This is a genomic window from Ideonella sp. A 288, from assembly GCF_002198735.1.
Taxonomy (GTDB): Bacteria; Pseudomonadota; Gammaproteobacteria; order Burkholderiales; family Burkholderiaceae_C; genus Pseudaquabacterium.
Map to the genome: position 1 here is coordinate 14,611 of NZ_MWLO01000112.1, position 18,872 is coordinate 33,482.

Below are 18,872 nucleotides of genomic sequence, written 5' to 3' on the forward strand. Positions count from 1 at the left end.
ACCGACTGGCTCGACGGCGGAGATGGCAGCGACACCTACGCCTTCGGCCTGGGTGTCGTTCTGCTCGATCAGGTCCAGCCCGCCGCCCAGGCCGAAGGCGTAGGTGTCGCTGCCATCTCCGCCGTCGAGCCAGTCGGTGCCGGGGCCGCCCAGCAGCGTGTCGTTGCCCGCGCCGCCGAGCAGGCTGTCGGCGCCGCCGGCGCCGTCCAGGCTGTCGTTGCCGGCACCACCGTCCAGCGTGTCGCCATCGGCACCGCCGACCAGCGTGTCCGCGCCGGTGGAGCCGATGCTGGCGATCAGGCTGGCCAGCGTGACGACGGGCGCCGCGCCGAACTGAACGCGTTCGACGGTGGACACCAGCACGCTGCCGTCGTTGCCGGCGAAGCGCGCCTGCGTGGCGCTGGGGCGGGTGATGGTGTAGTCCGCCGCGTTGCCGGGCAACTGCAACAGGTCGTCGCCCAGGCCGCCGTCGACCGTGTCGGCGCCGTCGCTGGCCACGATGGTGTCGTCGCCCGCTGCGCCGCCGATCGAGTTGTTGCCGGTGTGGCCGCGCAGTGTGTTCGGCAGCCCGTTGCCGGTGAGGTTGACGATCAGGGGGGTGGCGGCGAACACCTGGGCGTTCTCGATGCCGGTCGGCAGCAGGTAGGTGCCGCCCGCTGTCGGCTCGAACCGGACCAGGTCCACGCCGTCGCTGCCCAGGGCGGTCTCGTTCACCACCTCGGTGGGCAGGTTGATCACGTAGGTGTCGTCGCCCGCGCCGCCGGCCAGATTGTCGGCGCCCGGGCCACCGTCGAGCGTGTCGTTGCCGGCGCCACCGGTCAGCGCGTTGGCGGCGGCGTTGCCGACCAGGTGGTTGGGCAGCGCATTGCCGTTGAGGCCCACGGCCAGGGCCGGTGCCGCGGTGACGGTGCCGTCCTCGACGTTCGGCGGCAGGGTGTAGCTGCCAACGGCGGCAAAGCGCACGTCGACCCGGTCGGTGCCGTCGTCGAGGGCCTCGACCACCACGTCGGCCGGCACGTCGACCTCGAACGCGTCATCGCCGGGGCCGCCGACGAGGCTGTCCACGCCGGCACCGCCGATCAGCGTGTCGTCACCAGCCAGGCCCAGCAGCGTGTCGTTGCCGGCCAGGCCGTCCAGCGCATCGGGGCCGGCCGTGCCGTTGATCAGATCGGCATTGGGGCTGGCGGTGTTGAGCCACAGCGCCGCGATGTCGCGCACGCCGTCGTCGAAGGCCACGCGCTCCACGTTGCGCAGCGTGAAGACCTGCGAGGCGCCGGTGAGCACGGTGTCGGTGGCCGTGGGGCGCGACACCGCGTAGGCTGCCAGGTTGCCAGGCATGACGGCGGTGTCGAGCGCGCCGGCGCCGCCATCGGCGGTGTCGTTGCCGTCGCCGCCGCGCAGGTCGAGCGTGTCGTCACCAGCGTCGCCCAGCAGGCTGTCGGTACCGCCTTCGCCGGCCAGGCTGTCGTTGCCGTCGCCGCCGGCCAGGGTGTCGTTGCCCGGGCCGCCGAGCAGGGTGTCGGCACCGAGCGCACCGCCCAAGCTGTTGGCGCCGGCGCCGCCTGTCAGGTGGTTGTCCAGCGCATTGCCGGTCTGGTTGATGGCCAGGGCGGTCTGGTCGATTGCCCGTTCGAGATTCGGTGCCAGCACGTAGGTGCCGGCCGCGGTGAACTGGATCAGGGCGAGGTCTATGCCGCCGTCGACGGCCTCTGTGACCACGTCGGCGGGCACGCTGAGCTGGTACTGGTCGTTGCCCGCGCCGCCGACCATCGTGTCGATGCCGGCCCCGCCGTTGAGCGTGTCCAGGCCCTCGCCGCCGACGAGGCTGTTGTTGCCGGCGCTGCCTTGCAGCAGGTTGTTCCTCGCATTGCCCGTGACGTGCACGGCCAGGGCGGGGCCCGCGGTGATGACCGCGAATTCGACCTCGGCGGACAGCACGTAGGTGCCCGCCGCGGTGAAGGCCACCTGCACGAGATCGTCGCCGCCGCCCGCGGCCTCGACGATCACGTCGCCGGGCACGTCGACGTTGTAGACGTCGGCGTCGGCGCCACCGACCAGGCTGTCCACGCCGAGGCCGCCGATCAGCAGGTCGGCCCCTTCGCCGCCGATCAGCGTGTCGTTGCCCGCGCTGCCCAGCAGGGTGTCGTTGCCGGCCAGGCCGTCGAGGCTGTCGTTGCCGGGCAGGCCGTCGATCGAGTCGGGGCCGGGGGTGCCGGTGAGGGTGTCGTCGAAGGCGCTGGCCAGGTTCACGACCAGCTCGGCGAAGGTCCGCGTGCCGTCGCTGAACTGCACCTGCTCGACGCTGCGCAGCCACAGCTGCTCGCCGGTGGCGGCGCGGTTGAGGAACACCTCGTCGGCGGCCACGCCCCGGCTGCGGCTGTAGTCGGCCCGGGCCCCGGGCACGATGGCGGTGTCGATGTCTGCGCCACCGTCCAGGCTGTCCGTGGCGCCCGCGCTGCCGCCGCCGATCAGGGTGTCATTGCCCGCGCCGCCGGTCAGCGCGTTGGTCCCGGCGTTGCCCCACAGCACGTTGTCCAGCCCATTGCCGGTGAGGTGGCCGGCCACGCTGCCACTGGGACGCAGGTCGGCCTCGTCGACGCCCGCCGGCAGCACGTAGGTGCCGGCCGCGGCCAGGGTCAGTTCGACCCGGTCGTGGCCGTCGCTGCCAACGGCGGTTTCGTTCACCACGTCGGCCACCGTGTTCAGGCGATAGGTGTCGTCTCCGGCACCGCCGGCCAGGGTGTCGATGCCGGCACCGCCGTCGAGTGTGTCCCCGCCCGCGGCGCCCTGCAGGCTGTTGCCGAGCGCGTTGCCGATGAGCAGATTGTTCAGGCCGTTGCCAGTGAGGTTCACCGCCGCGGTGGACGTGACGGTCGCGCTTTCCACCTGGTCGGGCAGCGCATAGGTGCCGGCCAGTGCGAAGCCGACCTCTACCCGGTCGGCGCCGGTGCCGAGTCCGGCGTTCTCCACCACCTGATCGGCCAGCACGTCAATGCGGAACACGTCGTCGCCTTTGCCGCCGACCAGCGTGTCGACGCCGGGGCCGCCGATCAGCGTGTCGTTGCCGCCCAGGCCGGTGATGCTGTCGTTGCCGGCCAGGCCGTCGAGCAGGTTGGCGTTGTCGTCGCCGATCAGTGCGTCGGGGCCGGTGGTGGCCGGCAGGCCGAGCAGGAAGGCGATGCTGCGCTGGCCGTCGGCAAAGCCCGCGATCTCGACGTTGCGCACGGTGAGGGTCTGGCCGCTGGCGGCGCGCGTGAGCAGCAGGTCGGTGCCGTTCAGCAGCGCCATGCCGTAGTCGGCCAGCGGAAAGGGCAGCACCAGCAGGTCGATGTCGGCGCCGCCATCGAGGGTGTCGTTGCCACTGTCGGCGCGGAAGGTGTCGTTGCCAGCGCCTCCAGCCAGGCTGTCGTCGCCCGAGCCGCCATCCAGGCCATTGGCCAAGCCGTCGCCGGTGAGCGTGTCGTTGCCCTTGCCGCCCCGCAGCGCCTCGATGCCGGACAACGAGTCGGTGTCGCCGTCGCTGAGCGCCACGCCGGTGGCCAGGTTGGCATTGACGGCGTTGCCGTAGATGACCAGGTCGAAGCCGGTGCCACCGACCAGCGTGTCGTTGCCCGTGCTGCCATCGAGCGTGTCGTCGCTCGCGCCGCCATTGATCGAATCGGCGCCGCCACCACCCCAGAGGTAGTTGGCGACATCCGAGCCGGTGAGGGTGTCGTTGAAGTTCGAGCCGTGGGCGTACTCGATGCCAGCCAGCGTGTCGACGTCGGTGCCGCTGGTGGCAAGGCCGGTGGCCAGGTTGAGGGCCACCGCACTGGAGGCATCGTAGTAGAACGCCTGGTCGATGCCGCCCCCGCCGTCGAGCAGGTCGCTGCCCGGACCGCCGGTGAGGAACTCCGGGCCGTTGCCGCCGCGCACGGTGTCGTTGCCGGTGCCGCCGTCGAGGTTGGCGAAGCCGGCTCCGCCGCTGATCGAATCGTCGCCGCCGTTGCCGAACAGCGCCACGCCGTCGGCGCTGCCCACCAGGGTGTCGCCGAAGCCCGAGCCCTGGACCGTCTCGATGCCCACCAGCGTGTCGGTGCCGGCCGCGCCGGCGACCACGCCAGCGCCGCCGTCGAAGGCCACCGGGCCGGGTGCCTCGCGATAGTCGGCCTGATCGGCATCGTCGCCACCGTCGAGCCTGTCGTTGCCTGGGCCGCCCACGAGGGTGTCGTTGCCCGCGCCGCCGGCCAGGGTCTCGCCCGCAGCGCCGCCGGTGAGGCGGTTGTTCAGCGCGTTGCCGGTGAGGTTCACCGCCACGGCCGCGACCACGCTGGCGTCCTCCACGTGGGCCGGCAGGGCATAGGTGCCGGCCAGCACGAAGTCGACCTCGACACGGTCGACGCCTTCGTCGGGCGCCTCGACCACCGCATCGGCCGGCACGTCGACGCGGAACACGTCGTTGCCGGGGCCGCCGACCAGCGAATCGATGCCGGGCCCGCCGATCAGCGTGTCGTCGCCGGCGAGCCCGGTGAGGGTGTCGTTGCCGGCCAGGCCGTCCAGGACGTTGGCGTTGTCGTCGCCCACCAGGTTGTCGGGGCCGCTGGTGGCCGTGGTGCCGAGCAGGAAGGCCATGCTGCGCAGGCCGTCGGAAAAGTTGACCTGCTCGACATTGCGCACGGTGACGGCCTGGCCGTTGGCCGTGCGCGTGAAGAGCACGTCGGTGGCGTTGGGCAGGCTGATGGCGTAGTCGGCCATTGCAGAGCCCAGCACCAGCACATCGGTGTCGGCACCGCCGTCGACGGTGTCGTTGTCGGCGTCGGCGTGCAGGGTGTCATTGCCCTTGCCGCCGACCAGACTGTCGTTGCCCTTGCCGCCGATCAGCCGGTTGTCGAGCCCGTCGCCGGTGAGGGTGTCGTTGCCCTTGCCTCCCTGCAGCGCCTCGATACCGCTCAACGAATCGGTCTCGGCGCCACTGGTGGCCAGGCCGCTGGCCAGGCTGGCGTTCACCGTGCCGCTGAAATTGGCCATGTCGAAGCCATCGCCACCGATCAGCGTGTCGTTGCCGCTGCTGCCCTCGAGTGTGTCGTTGCCCGTGCCGCCGCTGATCGAGTCGGCACCGCTGGAGCCGTAGAGGTAGTTGGCGCCGTCGTTGCCGACGAGGGTGTCGTCCTGCACCGTGCCATGCAGGTTGTCGATGCCCACCAGTGTGTCGACATCGGCACCTGCCGAGGCCAGGCCGGTGGCCAGGCTGGCGAAGACCGCCGCACCGGCGTCGAAGAAGTCGGCCGAGTCGATGCCGCCACCGGCGCCGCCGTCGAGCAGGTCGCTGCCCGGTCCGCCGGACATGAAGTCCGATCCGGTGCCGCCGCGCAGCGTATCGATGCCGTCGCCGCCCTTGAACTCGCTGGCCGTGTCGGCGCCGGTGATCGAATCGTTGCCGCCGCCACCGTACAGCGCGGTGATGGTGGCACTGCCGACCAGCACGTCGGCGAAGGCCGAGCCCTGGACGACTTCGATGCCCACCAGCGTGTCGGTGCCGGCCGCGCCCGTGACCACGCCGGTGGCCCCGGCCAGGGTCACCGGGCCGGCCGCGTCGCCATAGTCGGCCAGGTCGTATTCGTTGCCGCCGTCGAGGCGGTCATTGCCTGTGCCGCCCGCCAGCGTGTCGTTGCCCGCGCCGCCAGACAATGTGTCGGCCGCGGGGCCGCCGGACATCTGGTTGCTCGACGCATTTCCGGTGAGGGTGACGGCCAGCAGGCCGGCATGGCTGACCCGCGCGTTCTCCACGCCCGTGGGCAGCGCGTAGCTGCCGGCCACCGCGAGATTGAGTTCCACGGTGTCGATGCCGTCGCTGCCGGCCGTGGTCTCGTCGACCACGTCGGCCACCACGTTCAGACGATAGGTGTCGTTGCCGGCACCGCCGGCCAGTGTGTCAGTGCCGGTGCCGCCGTCGAGCGTGTCGTTGCCCGCCGCGCCGACCAGGCTGTTGGCGGCGGCGTTGCCGACCAGCAGGTTGTTCAGGCCATTGCCGGTGAGGTTCACTGCCGCGGCGGAGGTGACGGTGGCGTTCTCCACCTGGTCCGGCAGCGGGTAGGTGCCGGCCAGCGCGAACCCCACTTCCACCCGGTCGATGCCGCCGCTGGGTACGGCGGTCTCGTCGACCACGTCGGTCGGCACGTCGATGCGGAACACGTCGTCGCCCAAGCCCCCGATCAGTGTGTCGATGCCGGCGCCGCCGATGAGGGTGTCGTTGCCGCCCAGGCCGCCGATGCTGTCGTTGCCGGCCAGGCCGTCGATCGAGTTGGGGTTGTCATCGCCGATCAGGGTGTCGGCGCCTGTGGTGGCAATCGTCGACAGGATCGACGCTGCCGTGCGGGTGCCGTCGACGAAGGCGATCGACTCGACCTCTCGGAGCGTCACATTCTGCGATGCGGCCGCGTTGACCAGCAGCAGGTCGGTCGCATTCGGGCGGGTGATCGTGTATGTGGCGAAGTTGGCTGACAGCACCACGGTGTCGATGCCGGGGCCTCCGATGGCCAGGTCGATGCCGGTGCCGGGGATCAGCTGGTCGTCGCCGTCGCCGCCGCTCAAGGTGTCGTTGCCCGCATCGCCGCTCAGGTTGTTGGCGGCCGCGTTGCCGGTGAGTGCGTTGTTGAGTGTGTTGCCCGTCAGGTTCACGGCCACGGTGCCGTCGGCCGTCACCGTGGCGTTCTCGACGTTCAGCGGCAATGTGTAGCTGCCCGCCGAGGACAGGCCGACGTTGGCGAGGTCAGTGCCTTCGCCGATGGCCTCGACCACCGAGTCGGTCGTCAGGTCTATGTTGAACTGGTCGTTGCCTGGGCCACCCACCAGCGTGTCGGTGCCGCTGCCGCCGATCAGCGTGTCGTTGCCGCCCAGGCCGCTGATGCTGTCGTTGCCGCCAAGGCCATCGATGAGGTTGGCAGTGGCGTCGCCCACCAGGGTGTCGGGGCCGGCCGTGGGGCCACCAGGCGTCGGTTCCAGTGAGGCGGCCAAACGCGCGCCGTCGGAGAAAACGATGTTCTCGGCATCGCGGATCGTGACGCTCTGCGATGCCGCGGCACTGACCAGCACCAGGTCGCTTGCATTGGGACGGCTGATGACGTAACTGGCGAACGTGGAGCCGAGCACGACGGTGTCGAACCCTGCGCCTCCGATGACCAGGTCGATGCCGGTGCCAGGGGTCAACTGGTCATCACCGTCCCCGCCATCGAGCGTGTCGTTGCCGGCACCTGCGTCGATGAGGTCGTCGCCGCTGCCGCCGTCGACGGTGTCGTTGCCCAGGCCGGTGTGGATGTCGTCGTTGCCGTTGCCTGTGGCCAGCAGGTTGCTGATGCTGTCGTTGCCGCTGCCGGTGCTGATGAGCAGCCGCTCCAGGCCCTGGACCGAGACGCCGTTGACGACCTGAGGCAATGCGGGATCGTTGGCCCAGACGATGGGCGCGGTGGCGGCCGACCAGTTGGCGTAGAAGGTGTCGTTGCTGCCAGCGCCGCCGTTGTAGCGGGTGCCGTTCTGGAAGATCAGCAGGTCGTCGTAGATGGTGCCGGTGAGGTTGATCTGGAACTGCTCGATGCCGGTGGCGGTGGTGTCGCCCAGCGAGCCCAGCACGATGCGGTAACTGGCGTTCGCACCAGCCAGATCCGCGGTGAGCGAGGCATAGGTTGTGCCGAAGCTGCTGCGGAAGCCGCCACCGGCGAAGGCGTAAGACACGCTGGTGAAGCTGGACGTGGTGAGGTCCATGTCGCCGACCAGCTTGTCGGTGCCCGCTCCACCTTGCACCACGTCGGCACCCTCGGACAGCACGATCTGGTCGTCGCCATCACCGGTGTCGATGAGGTCGCCACCACGGCCGCCGTCGACGGTGTCGTTGCCCAGTCCGGTGCGGATGTCGTCGTTGCCGTTGCCGCCGGCCAGCACGTTGCTGATGTTGTCGTTGCCGCTGCCGGTGCTGATGAGCAGCCGCTCCAGGCCCTGGACCGAGACGCCGTTGACGACCTGAGGCAATGCGGGATCGTTGGCCCAGACGATGGGCGTGGGCACGGCTGACCAGTTGGCGTAGAAGGTGTCGTTGGTGCCTGCGCCACCGTTGTAGTGCGTGCCGTTCTGGAAGATCAGCAGGTCGTCGTAGTTGGTGCCGGTGAGGCTGATCTGGAACTGCTCGATGCCGGTGGCGGTGGTGTCGCCCAGCGAGCCCAGCACGATGCGGTAGCTGGTGGCTGCACTGGCCAGATCCGTGGTGAGCGAGGCGTAGGTGGTGCCGAAGCTGCTGCGGAAACCGCCTGTGGCGAAGGCGTAGGACACGCTGGTGAAGCTGGAACTGCTGAGGTCCATGTCGCCGACCAGCTTGTCGGTGCCGGAACCCCCATCGATCAGGTCGCGACCGGTGCTCAACAGGAAACTGTCATTGCCTGCCGTGCCGGTCAGCGTGTCGTTGCCGAAGGGCGCCGTGTTCGAGGTCGGTGTCCCGAAGATCCAGTTGCCGCCGAGAGCTCCGGCGTCGCTCATGGCGGCGCCGCCGGCTCCATTGACCAACATGCCGTACAGGCCCACGCTCTTCGACAGCGTGAGCCGCTGATCGGTCCCGGCGGGCAGGCTGGCCAGGGCTGCCTGCAACGAGATCAATGAGATGGGATGGGTGGGATCGCCGATGGGCGCTCCGTTGCGGTCGCGCAGCACGAGCGACTCGACGGCGTTGCCGCTGAGCGCCTGGCTGGCGATGATGATGCGACCCTCGTCATCGTCCACGAACACCGCGCCCGGGATGTCGAGGTCGATCCAGAGGTCATTGCCCTTCAGCTGGAACACCAGGTCGGACAGGTCGTCCAGCAAGGGGCCGGAGTTCGTGTCGGTGATCTGCAGCACGTCGCTGGCACCACCGAAGTCGAAGACGTAGTAGGTGGGCGTGTTGGCCGTCGTGCCGAAGTCGTAGTCAACCCGCGACACGGCGTATCGGTCGTTGCCATCGCCGCCGGACAACTGGTCGTTGCCGTCCACCGCGCTGAGCGTGTCGTCTCCAGTACCGCCGACCAGCGTGTCGGCGCCGGTGCCGCCGTCCAGCGTGTCGGCGCCACCCATGCCGAAAAGGGTGTCGTTGCCGGCGAAGCCGGTCAGCGAATTGGCGCCATCGCCTCCCGTGAGTTCATTGTCCAGGCCATTGCCGACCAGGTGCACCGGCAATGCGCCGCTGAAGATGGCCTTCTCGACGTTCACCGGCAGGGTGTAGGTGGTGGCCGAAGTGAAGGTCAGTTCGAGGAGGTCGATGCCTTCGTCGATGGCCTCCTGCACCGCATCGTTCGGCACATCGAGCACATAGTGGTCGTCACCGGGGCCACCCGCCACCGTGTCGATTCCAGTTCCGCCGTCCAGCAGGTTGTCCGCCGCGTTGCCGGTGAGCCGATTGGCCTGGGTGTTGCCTACGATGCCGACGGTTGCAGTGCCGAGGGCCGATCCATCTTCGATGGCCAAGGGGAGCGTGTAGCTGGCCGTCGCGGTGAAGTTCAGTTCGACCCGGTCGACGCCGCTGCTGCCCGTGGCGGTCTCGTTCACCACGTCTGCGGGTACGCTCAGCACATAGACATCGTTGCCTGGGCCGCCGGCCAGCGAGTCGACGCCTTGGCCGCCGTCGAGGGTGTCGTTGCCTGCGCCGCCGACCAGGGTGTTGGCGGCCGCGTTGCCGGTCAAGGCGTTGTCGAGGGCATTGCCCAGCAGGATCACGGCCACTGCGCCATCGGACGTGACTGTGGCGTTTTCGACATTGGCCGGTACGCTGTAGGTGATCGCGGCCGACAGCCCGACATTGACCAGGTCCGTGCCGGCACCGAACTCTTCGGTCACCACATCGGTGGGCACGTCGATGTCATAGGTGTCGTTGCCGGCGCCGCCGACGAGGGTGTCGGTGCCGGCCAGTCCGGAAAGCCAGTCGTTGCCGTTGCCTCCTACCAGTGAGTTGGCGAACTCGTTGCCTTCCAGCGTGTCGTCGAATGCCGAGCCTGTTGCATTTTCAATCTGGACGCCATAGGCAATGGTGAGGTTGTCTCGCACCATGGCCTGACCATTGCTGAATGCTTTTCCGATCTCCGACCACTTGCCGGGCGTGAGGAAGATCTTGGCGCCCTCGGCTTGATTGGCTGCGCTGATGACGTCAGTGCCACCCGTGTCCCAGATGGTCTGGAAGACGGGTGTGTCGGTGGGCCAAGAGTAGAGGGGGGAAAGGCCGCCTTCGGTGTCATTGTTCTCGCTGTTAAAGGTGGTGTTCTTCCCGTAGAGGAACTGCAGCGCCAGCACGTCGTTGATCATCGGCGTGGTGGGAAAGTAATCGCCCTTGTATCCACCACCAAACAGTCCATCCAGAGGCTGCCCGTCGTAGGACCGATAACTCATGATCGAGAACTTGAGTTGGTCCTGGCCCGCCGGGGGCGCCAGCGTGACCGGCATCCCTGCGGTGTCGAACTGGTGCGGATGCCGCAGTCCAAGTGCGTGACCCAGCTCGTGCATGAAGGTGACGTATCCCAGGTCACCGGCCACCGGGTTCTTGTACCTGTCACTCACGGTCCCGAACCAGATATCGCCCCCACTGCCCAGATTGCTCGGGAACAATCCGATCGCGGTCTTGAAGTTGTTGTCTGTGTGGCTGGTGTTGCCGAAGCGGATATCCCCCGCTTGCGATGCGTCGTCAACGATGGGTAAGAACGTCAAGCCCGAGATCGCGGCCATGGCGTCAACCGCAATCTTGGCGACCGCTCGCTGAGCATTCTCCAACGGCTCCTTTCCGGTAGCGAAGTCACTCACGTCACCGTATACCGATGCGTCAGTTGCCAGGCTGTAGGTCAGCGGTACAACCGACCCCAGAGACCCACCCCACTTGTATCCTGTCAGCAAGTACTGAAACTGGGGCGCCTGCGGGTCAGCCACCTCGGTCAACGGGTTGAATGCCGACGCCGCTTGGCGGGCGCCTGTGATGCCATTGCCTCCGCCCTCTACGGTGACCAGGTCGGGTGACAGCGGAGCATCCTCGGGCTCGAGTCCCGCGCTTTCAGCAGAGGCCAGCGGTGACGGACCGGCATCGATGCTTTGCCCAGCCGCAAGACCAGCGCCGCCCGCACGCATCCCGAACGACGGCGAGATGCAGCCCGCGCAGCAGCAGCGCAGGCCGGCGTAGGCGCCGACGATTGGATTGGCATCGACCGCCACGAGACGAACAGGAACCGATTCGACGGCGGAACCGCGGTCCGCTGTCATTGATCCAAGGGTGACGGACGCAATCTCGGCCGGTTCACCCAATTGCATGGCCTGTATCGCCCCGAAGTCGAGGCTGTAGCGCGAGCCACCGTCGATGGTCCCGCCGATTTCCCCACCCGTGCCCTGCATCCAGTCCCACGACTCGAGCGACAGTCGGTCCTTGTCGAGGTAGCGGGCAGGCGTGTTGAGTCTGTTCATGTCGGTCTGTCGAATGGTGGGTTCGACGGGCGTTGGGTGGCGTGGGGCGCGGTCATCGGCTGCAGGCGGCCCGGTCGCCTGCGCCGCCCAGGATGGCCATGGCAAGCGCGACATTCGCGGCGTCTTGCGATGGGTCAAGTGGATGGCTCATGCGCGATCGGGGCCCTGTCGACGGGATGAGGGCGTCCCGGCAGGCCAGGGTGACGCGCGAGGCGCAGCCCCCGGTCTAACTCGCTTGCGTGGTGAACTCCCCGGCCGAGTATCGGGGGCGCGCGCTCTTCAAGCCGAGGATGCTTCCCCCGCACTCGGGGGGTATCCGTGGTCAGCTTGAACCTGTCGTTCAGGTCAACGGCGGATTGCCGTCACGGTTGCGGCGGCGCATCCCGCGCCACCGCCCCTCACCCCTTCGCCACCGTCCTGCGCACCGCGTCGATGACGAACGCCTCCCAGTGCGCCATCGCCTCGGGCGAATCGAGGTTCTCGCCCAGGAAGGCCGACAGGGTGTGGCGGTTGGAGAGGTAGAAGTAGCCCATCGCGGCGATCATCAGGTACAGGTCGCGGGCCGACACGTCGGTGCGGAACAGGCCTTGCGCGGCGCCGCTTTCCAGCACGCGGCCGGTGATGCCGAGCGCTGGCGACGAGTACTCGCGCGCCCGCAGGCTCTTGCCGATGTGCTTGCCGCGGTGCAGGTTCTCGGTGTTCAGCAGCGTGATGAATTCGGGGTTCTTCTGGTAGTAGGTCCAGATGAAGCGGATCACGGTGTCCAGCGCGTCGAGCGGGCGCGTGGTGTCCAGCGCCAGCGCCGATTCGGCGTCGTTGAAGCGGCGGTAGGTGTCCTCCAGCACGGCAATAAAGAGGCCTTCCTTGCTGCCGAAGTAGTAGTAGATCATCCGGTCGTAGGACTTGGCCGCCTTCGAGATCTGCTCGATGCGGCCGCCGGCGAAGCCCTGCTTGGCGAAGACCTTGGTGGCGGCGCGCAGGATGGCGTCGCGGGTGGCGTGGGCCGCCAGTTCACGCACGCCGGGCGGGCGCCCGGCGGCGGTGGCCACGGGCATGCGGCCACCGGTGGTTGAGGCCGTCTTGCGTCCATTGGCGCCCGAGGCCGCCTTGCGTTCAGTGGCGGCCGGAGGCACCTTGCGGCTGTCAGCGCCCGAGTCCGCCTTCCGCCCGCCGGGCGCCGCCGCGGCCTTGCGCACGGCGGGCCTGGCCGCAGCCTTGGCCGCGGTCTTGGGGCCGGCGGCAGGCTTGGCCATCGGCCTACTGTTCGACGAAGGCGCGCTCGATGACGTAGTCGCCCTGCGTCGAGGTGTTGCCTTCCTTGAAGCCGCGGGCGTCGAGCATGCCTTTCAGGTCCTTCAGGAGGCCGGGGCTGCCGCAGATCATCACGCGGTCTTCGGCCGGGTTGATGGGCGGCACGCCCAGGTCGGTGAAGAGCTTGCCGTTCTCGATCAGCGTGGTGATGCGGCCGGTGTACTTGAAGGGCTCGCGGGTGACCGTGGGGTAGTACTTGAGCTGATTGCTGACCATCTCGCCCAGGAACTCGTGCTTGGGCAGCTCGGTCTCGAGGTAGTCGTGGTAGGCCAGCTCGGCCACTTCGCGCACGCCGTGCACTAGGATCACCTGCTCGAACTTCTCGTAGGTGGCCGGGTCGCGGCAGATGCTCATGAAGGGCGCCAGGCCGGTGCCGCTGGACATCATGTACAGGCGCTTGCCGGGCAGCAGGTAGTCGATGACCAGCGTGCCGGTGGGCTTCTTGCCGACGATGATGGTGTCGCCCACCTGGATGTGCTGCAGCCGCGACGTGAGCGGGCCGTCGGGCACCTTGATGCTGAGGAACTCGAGGTGCTCTTCGTAATTGGCGCTGACCACGCTGTAGGCGCGCAGCAGCGGCTTGCCGTTGACGCGCAGCCCGATCATCGTGAAGTGCCCGTTGAGGAAGCGCAGCGCCGGGTCTCGCGTGGTGGTGAACGAGAACTGGCGGTCGGTCCAGTGGTGCACGGTGAGGACGCGCTCTTCGAGGAATGCACTCATGGCGGTAGGGCTCTGAGGTTGGGACGGTCGGAGGGTCGGAAAGCAGTGGCGGCGCGCGTTGCGCCGTCCCGGACTATGCGCTACATTCGGCGCCAATGTAGCAGAGGCTACATCAACGTTAAGTGCACGCTACATGAAAAACAGCATTCCGCGGTGGCACGTATTGTGCCTCGAACTCCGGGTTCACCCAGGGGTGCGGATTGACGTCGATCATGGGCCTCGGGCATGACCGAGCACGAGCACACCAAGACCGACGGCCTGGGCGATTCGCCCGCGCTGCCCGCCGCGGCGGCGCTGGGCGAAGCCTGGCGGGTGGCGCCGCGCAACGAGCGCATGGCCGCGCACAAGATCGAGTGCAACGCCTGCCCGGTGCTGTGCCAGATCTCCGAGGGCAAGGCGGGTGCCTGCGACCGCTACGCCAACCAGGCCGGCGTGCTGGTGCGGCTGGATCCGGTGCTGCTGGTGCAGCGAACGGTGGCGGCGGGGCAGGGCGAGCTGGTACCCTTCGTGGCCGCGGCAGACCACGCCGACGCGCCGGGCGCCGAACCCGCCAGCGTGCCGGTGCCGGCCGGCGGCCTCTTTGTCACCGCGGTGGGGGCGTCCACCACCTACCCCGACTACAAGCCCGCGCCCTTCATTGTCTCGACCGAGGTCGACGGCGTCGACATGGTCACCGTGGTCACCGAGGGCATCTTCAGCTACTGCAGCATGAAGGTGAAGATCGACACCGACCGCTGGCTGGGCCCCGAGCAGGCCAACGTGCGCTGCAAGGGCGAGGTGGTGGGCCATGTCACCACGGCCGAGTACGGCTCGCAGATGCTGTCTCTGGGCGGCGTGCACCACATCACCGGCGGCAGCAAGAAGGAAGGCCGCGTCACGGTGGACATGATGCAGGCGCTGGGCAACAAGCAGGCGGTGGAGTTCACCATCGACGGCGGTGCCCGGTTGCTGGTGCAGGCCGGCCACGCGCCGGTGGTCGACGGCGTGCCCGAATCGCGCATGCGTGTGGGCTGCGGCTCGGCCACGGTGGGCATCTTTGCCGAGCAGTTCCAGGGCCTGGTCGACGAGGTGGTGGTGGTGGACGACCACATCACCGGCGTGCTCACCGAGCACCAGGCCGGGCGCTGCCTGCGCATGCGGCCGGCGGGGCTGCAGGTGCGCGGGCGCAAGTCCACGCCGGGCCGCTACTTCCAGGTGGCCAACCCGGGCACCGGCTGGGGCGGCACCGACATCTCCGATCCGCTGTCCATCGTCGAAAGCTGGGACCCCGCGCTGGCCTGGCCCGGCCTGCGGCTGCTGATGGTGTCCACCACCGGCGAGCATGCGGCCTGGTACATCCTCGACGACGCCCTCGTGCCGCAGCCGTCGGCCATGCCCGCGGCGGTGCAGGCCATCGTCGACCGCATCGGCGAGAACTGCGAGCCCTCGCTGGCCAGCGTGCTGTTCCTGGGCGGCGCCGGCGGCAGCCTGCGCGCCGGCGTCACCGACAACCCGATCCGGCTGACGCAGTCGATCAAGCGTGCGCTGGTCAACGTCACCTGCGGCGGCGCGCCCACCTACGTGTGGCCGGGCGGCGGCATCACGGTGATGGCCGACGTGACGCGCATGCCCGACGGCAGCTTCGGCACGGTGCCCACGCCGGCCATCGTGGCGCCCATCGAGTTCACGATGCGGCTGGACGACTACCGGGCGCTGGGCGGCCACATGGCCTATGTGCGGCCGCTGGCCCAGGTGCTGGCCACCGGTGCCTGGCACCGCGACGGCGCGCCCACCGCGCGCCGCACCATCGCCGCGGTGGCCGACAACCCCTGGCCGCTGGCCTGGCCGGGCCCGGGGCGCACCGTTGGCTGACGGCCCCATGGGTGGCGCCCAGCGGCAGCCCCTGCCCGGCAGGCGCTGGCACCTGCAGCACGGGCCGATCGACCTGGTGATCGTCGCCGACGGCGATCCGGCTGCGGTGGCCGCGGCGCACGAGGCGGCGTGGCAGCGGTTTCAGGGCGTGCTCGCCGAACTGGTGGCCGAGTTGCCGCTGCTGCGGCAGTCGGTGGCGGTGGCGTCGGCCTGCCCACTGCGCGGCCCGGTGGCCCGGCGCATGTGGGCGGCCTGCGCGCCCTACGCGACGCACTTCATCACGCCGATGGCGGCGGTGGCGGGCTCCGTGGCCCAGGAACTGATCGCCTGCTACCACCGCGACGGCATCCAGCGGGCGGCGGTCAACAACGGCGGCGACATCGCGCTGCACCTGGCGCCCGGCGCGTCGTTCCGCATCGGCATGGTGGCCGATATCGCCTCTGGCATTGGCGCACGCACCACGCCGGGGCCGATGCCGCTGGATGGCCACCTGACGGTGCAGGCCGGCGACCCGGTGCGAGGCGTGGCCACCAGTGGCTGGCGCGGCCGCAGCCTGTCGCGCGGCATCGCCGACAGCGTCACCGTGCTGGCCGCCACCGCGGCCATGGCCGATGCCGCGGCCACGATGATCGCCAACGCGGTGGATGTGGACGACCCGCGCATCGTGCGCCGTCCGGCGGGCGAGGTGCGCGACGACAGCGACCTGGGCGAGCGGCTGGTGACGGTGGACGTGCCGACCCTGTCGTCCGACGCGGTGCGCCGCGCGTTGCAGGCCGGTGCCGATGTCGCACGGCAGTTCCAGGCGCGCGGCTGGATCGTCGCCGCGGCCTTGCACTGCCAGGGGCAGCACCGGCGCGTGGGCGACGCGGCGTCAGGCGTCCTGGCCCCATCATTGCTACCGTCGGTCGATGGGCTTCCTCGCGGCCCGGGCCCGATCGGCAGAACCACCCGACCCAGCATGACGACACTCGCCCGACGACCCGGCACCTCCCACGAGAGCACCACGACATGAGCGACCCTGGCCTGATCGACATCCGCCGCATCGTCACCTGCGTGGAAGACATCGTCCACGAGGGCGGCCCGCGCGCGGCCGTGCCGTTGCGGCGCGGCGCCATCGCGGTGGTGCTGACCAACCCCTACGCCGGCCGCTACGAGCCCGACATCCTGCCGATGATGGACGCGCTGCAGCCGGTGGGCATCGACATGGCGCACCGCCTGCGCGCCGCGATGGACGTGCCGGTGGAGCGCATCCAGGGCTACGGCAAGGGCGCCATCATCGGCTCGGCCGGCGAACTGGAGCACGGCGCCCTGTGGCACGTGCCCGGCGGCTATGCGATGCGCGAACTGCTGGGCTGGAAGGGCGATGCCGCCGCCTACAAGCGTGGCGATGCGTCCAGTGGCCAGGCCGGCAACGCGCTGGCCATCGTGCCCAGCACCAAGAAGGTCGGCCCGCCGGGCGCCACGCTCGACGTGCCGCTCACCCACATCAACGCCAGCTACGTGCGCAGCCATTTCGACGCGATGGAAGTGCGCGTGGCGGGCTCGCCGCGGCCCGACGAGATCGTCTACATCCTGGCGATGAGCACCGGCCCGCGGGTGCACGCCCGCGTGGGCGGACTGGCCGCCGAGGCCATCGCCAAGTGGGACGGCCAGCGCTGATCCCCTCCGGAGAACCATCCCATGCCCGCACAGATCCGCAAGCTCATCGTCCAGGTGGACGAGACCCACCGCGAGATGGGCCGCCCCGTGCAGCCGCCCACGCGCCGGGCTCTGGCCATGGCGGTCATCCGCAACCCCTTTGCCGGCCGCTACGTCGAGGACCTGGGCGAACTCATCGCCATCGGCGAAGAGCTGGGCGCGCTGCTCGGCGCGAAGTGCGTGCAGGCGCTGGGCATCGAGCCCGCGCAGGCGCAGAGCTACGGCAAGGCCGCCATCGTTGGCGAGGCGGGCGAGATCGAACACGCCGCCGCGTTGCTGCACCCCAAGCTCGGCGCGCCACTGCGCAAGGCGGTCGAGAAGGGTGCGGCGCTGGTGCCGTCGGCCAAGAAGCAGGGCGGTGTCGGCACCGCCGTCGACGTGCCGCTGGGCCACAAGGACGCCGCCTTCGTGCGCAGCCACTTCGACGCGATGGAGGCGCGCGTGTCGGATGCGCCGCGCGCCGACGAGATCGTCGTCGCCGTGGTCGTCACCGACAGCGGCCGGCCGCTGGCCCGCATCGGCGGCCTGCAGGCGCATGAGGTCGTCGGCCAGGACGGCCTGCGCTGATGGCCTGCGTTCGGCGCCTCCACACCGGTTATCGTTTCCCCTTCGGCTCTTTCACCATCCCCCACGAGGACACCCCCACCATGTTCCGTCGCACCCTGATTTCGGCCGCCGCGATGTCCGCGGCCCTGCTGTCGATCGCTCCGGCCCAGGCCCAGGACGTGATCAAGATCGGCGAGGTCAACAGCTACAAGGTGCAGCCGGCCTTCCTCGAGCCCTACAAGAAGGGCATGGAACTGGCCGTCGAGGAGATCAACGCCGCCGGCGGCGTCAACGGCAAGAAGCTGCAGCTGATCACCCGCGACGACAATGGCAACCCGGGCGACGCGGTGCGCGCCGCCGAAGAGCTGGTGTCGCGCGAGCGGGTCGATGTGCTCACCGGCGCCTTCCTGTCGAACATCGGCCTGGCGCTCACCGACTTCGCCAAGCAGAAGAAGTTCTTCTACCTGGCCTCCGAGCCGCTCACCGACAAGATCGTCTGGGGCAGCGGCAACCGCTACACCTTCCGCCTGCGGCCGTCCACCTACATGCAGTCGGCGATGCTGGTGCCCGAGGCCGTCAAGCTCAAGAAGAAGCGCTGGGCCGTCATCTACCCCAACTACGAGTACGGCCAGTCGGCCGTGGCCACCTTCAAGCAGTTGCTGAAGGCCGCGCAGCCGGATGTCGAGTTCGTCGGCGAGCAGGCGCCGCCGCTGGGCAAGCTGGATGCCGGCAGCGCGGTGCAGGCGCTGGCCGACGCCAAGCCCGACGCAATCTTCAACGTGCTGTTCGGTGCCGACCTGGCCAAGTTCGTGCGCGAGGGCAACACCCGCGGCCTGTTCCAGGGCCGCGAGGTGGTGAGCATGCTCACCGGCGAGCCCGAGTACCTCGATCCGCTGAAGGACGAAACCCCCAACGGCTGGATCGTCACCGGCTACCCCTGGTACGGCATCCAGACGCCCGAGCACAAGGCCTTCTTCCTGGCCTACCACCGCAAGTACAACGACTACCCGCGCCTGGGCTCGGTGGTGGGCTACAGCGCCATCCATTCGCTGGCCGCGGGCATCAAGAAGGCCAAGAGCACCGACACCGAGAAGCTCATCACCGCCTTCCGCGGGCTGGAACTGATGACGCCCTTCGGCAAGGCCGTCTATCGCGCGCAGGACCACCAGTCGACCATGGGCGCCTACGTCGGCAAGACGCTCAACGACAAGGGCAAGGGCACGATGGTCGACTACCGCTATCTCGACGGCGCCAAGTTCCAGCCCACGGACGAGGAAGTGAAGAAGCTGCGCCCCGCGCAATGACGACCCCCA

At 69.2% G+C, this 18,872-nt stretch carries 7 protein-coding genes and 1 pseudogene; 5 read left to right on the plus strand and 3 right to left on the minus strand.

All coding sequences use genetic code 11. The features are described from left to right. The 3 genes and pseudogenes from EOINJALH_RS33475 to EOINJALH_RS11255 all read right to left on the minus strand — a co-directional run. Positions 1-11,547: pseudogene (locus tag EOINJALH_RS33475) on the minus strand (hypothetical protein); the annotation flags it as partial. Positions 11,548-11,831: 284 nt separating this feature from the next. After that, positions 11,832-12,488: a TetR family transcriptional regulator gene (locus tag EOINJALH_RS11250; RefSeq protein WP_088280484.1), complete on the minus strand. Its 657-nt coding sequence runs from the start codon at positions 12,486-12,488 to the stop codon at positions 11,832-11,834. Positions 12,489-12,690: 202 nt separating this feature from the next. After that, positions 12,691-13,464 (minus strand): ferredoxin--NADP reductase, encoded by a 774-nt coding sequence (locus EOINJALH_RS11255; RefSeq protein WP_088280448.1) that lies wholly within the window; start codon positions 13,462-13,464, stop codon positions 12,691-12,693. 225 nt (positions 13,465-13,689) lie between these two features. Between EOINJALH_RS11255 and EOINJALH_RS11260 the strand changes: the two genes are divergently transcribed. The 5 genes from EOINJALH_RS11260 to EOINJALH_RS11280 all read left to right on the plus strand — a co-directional run bounded on the left by EOINJALH_RS11260 (position 13,690) and on the right by EOINJALH_RS11280 (position 18,863). Next, complete coding sequence (locus EOINJALH_RS11260) at positions 13,690-15,315, plus strand: 6-hydroxynicotinate reductase (RefSeq protein WP_088280449.1); 1,626 nt, start codon at positions 13,690-13,692, stop codon at positions 15,313-15,315. A gap of 7 nt (positions 15,316-15,322) precedes the next feature. Next, on the plus strand, positions 15,323-16,327 hold the full coding sequence (locus EOINJALH_RS11265; RefSeq protein ID WP_088280450.1) for a UPF0280 family protein: 1,005 nt from the start codon (positions 15,323-15,325) through the stop codon (positions 16,325-16,327). Between the two features lie 11 nt (positions 16,328-16,338). After that, the gene (locus tag EOINJALH_RS11270) at positions 16,339-16,974 is read left to right on the plus strand and encodes an amino acid synthesis family protein (protein ID WP_088280485.1); all 636 of its coding nucleotides are present in this window, start codon (positions 16,339-16,341) and stop codon (positions 16,972-16,974) included. Between the two features lie 21 nt (positions 16,975-16,995). Next, positions 16,996-17,580, plus strand: coding sequence for an amino acid synthesis family protein (locus EOINJALH_RS11275; RefSeq protein WP_088280451.1), 585 nt, complete (start codon positions 16,996-16,998; stop codon positions 17,578-17,580). Between the two features lie 80 nt (positions 17,581-17,660). Then, entirely contained in the window at positions 17,661-18,863 is a 1,203-nt protein-coding gene (locus EOINJALH_RS11280; RefSeq protein WP_088280486.1) for an ABC transporter substrate-binding protein, read from the plus strand. Positions 18,864-18,872: the final 9 nt, after the last annotated feature.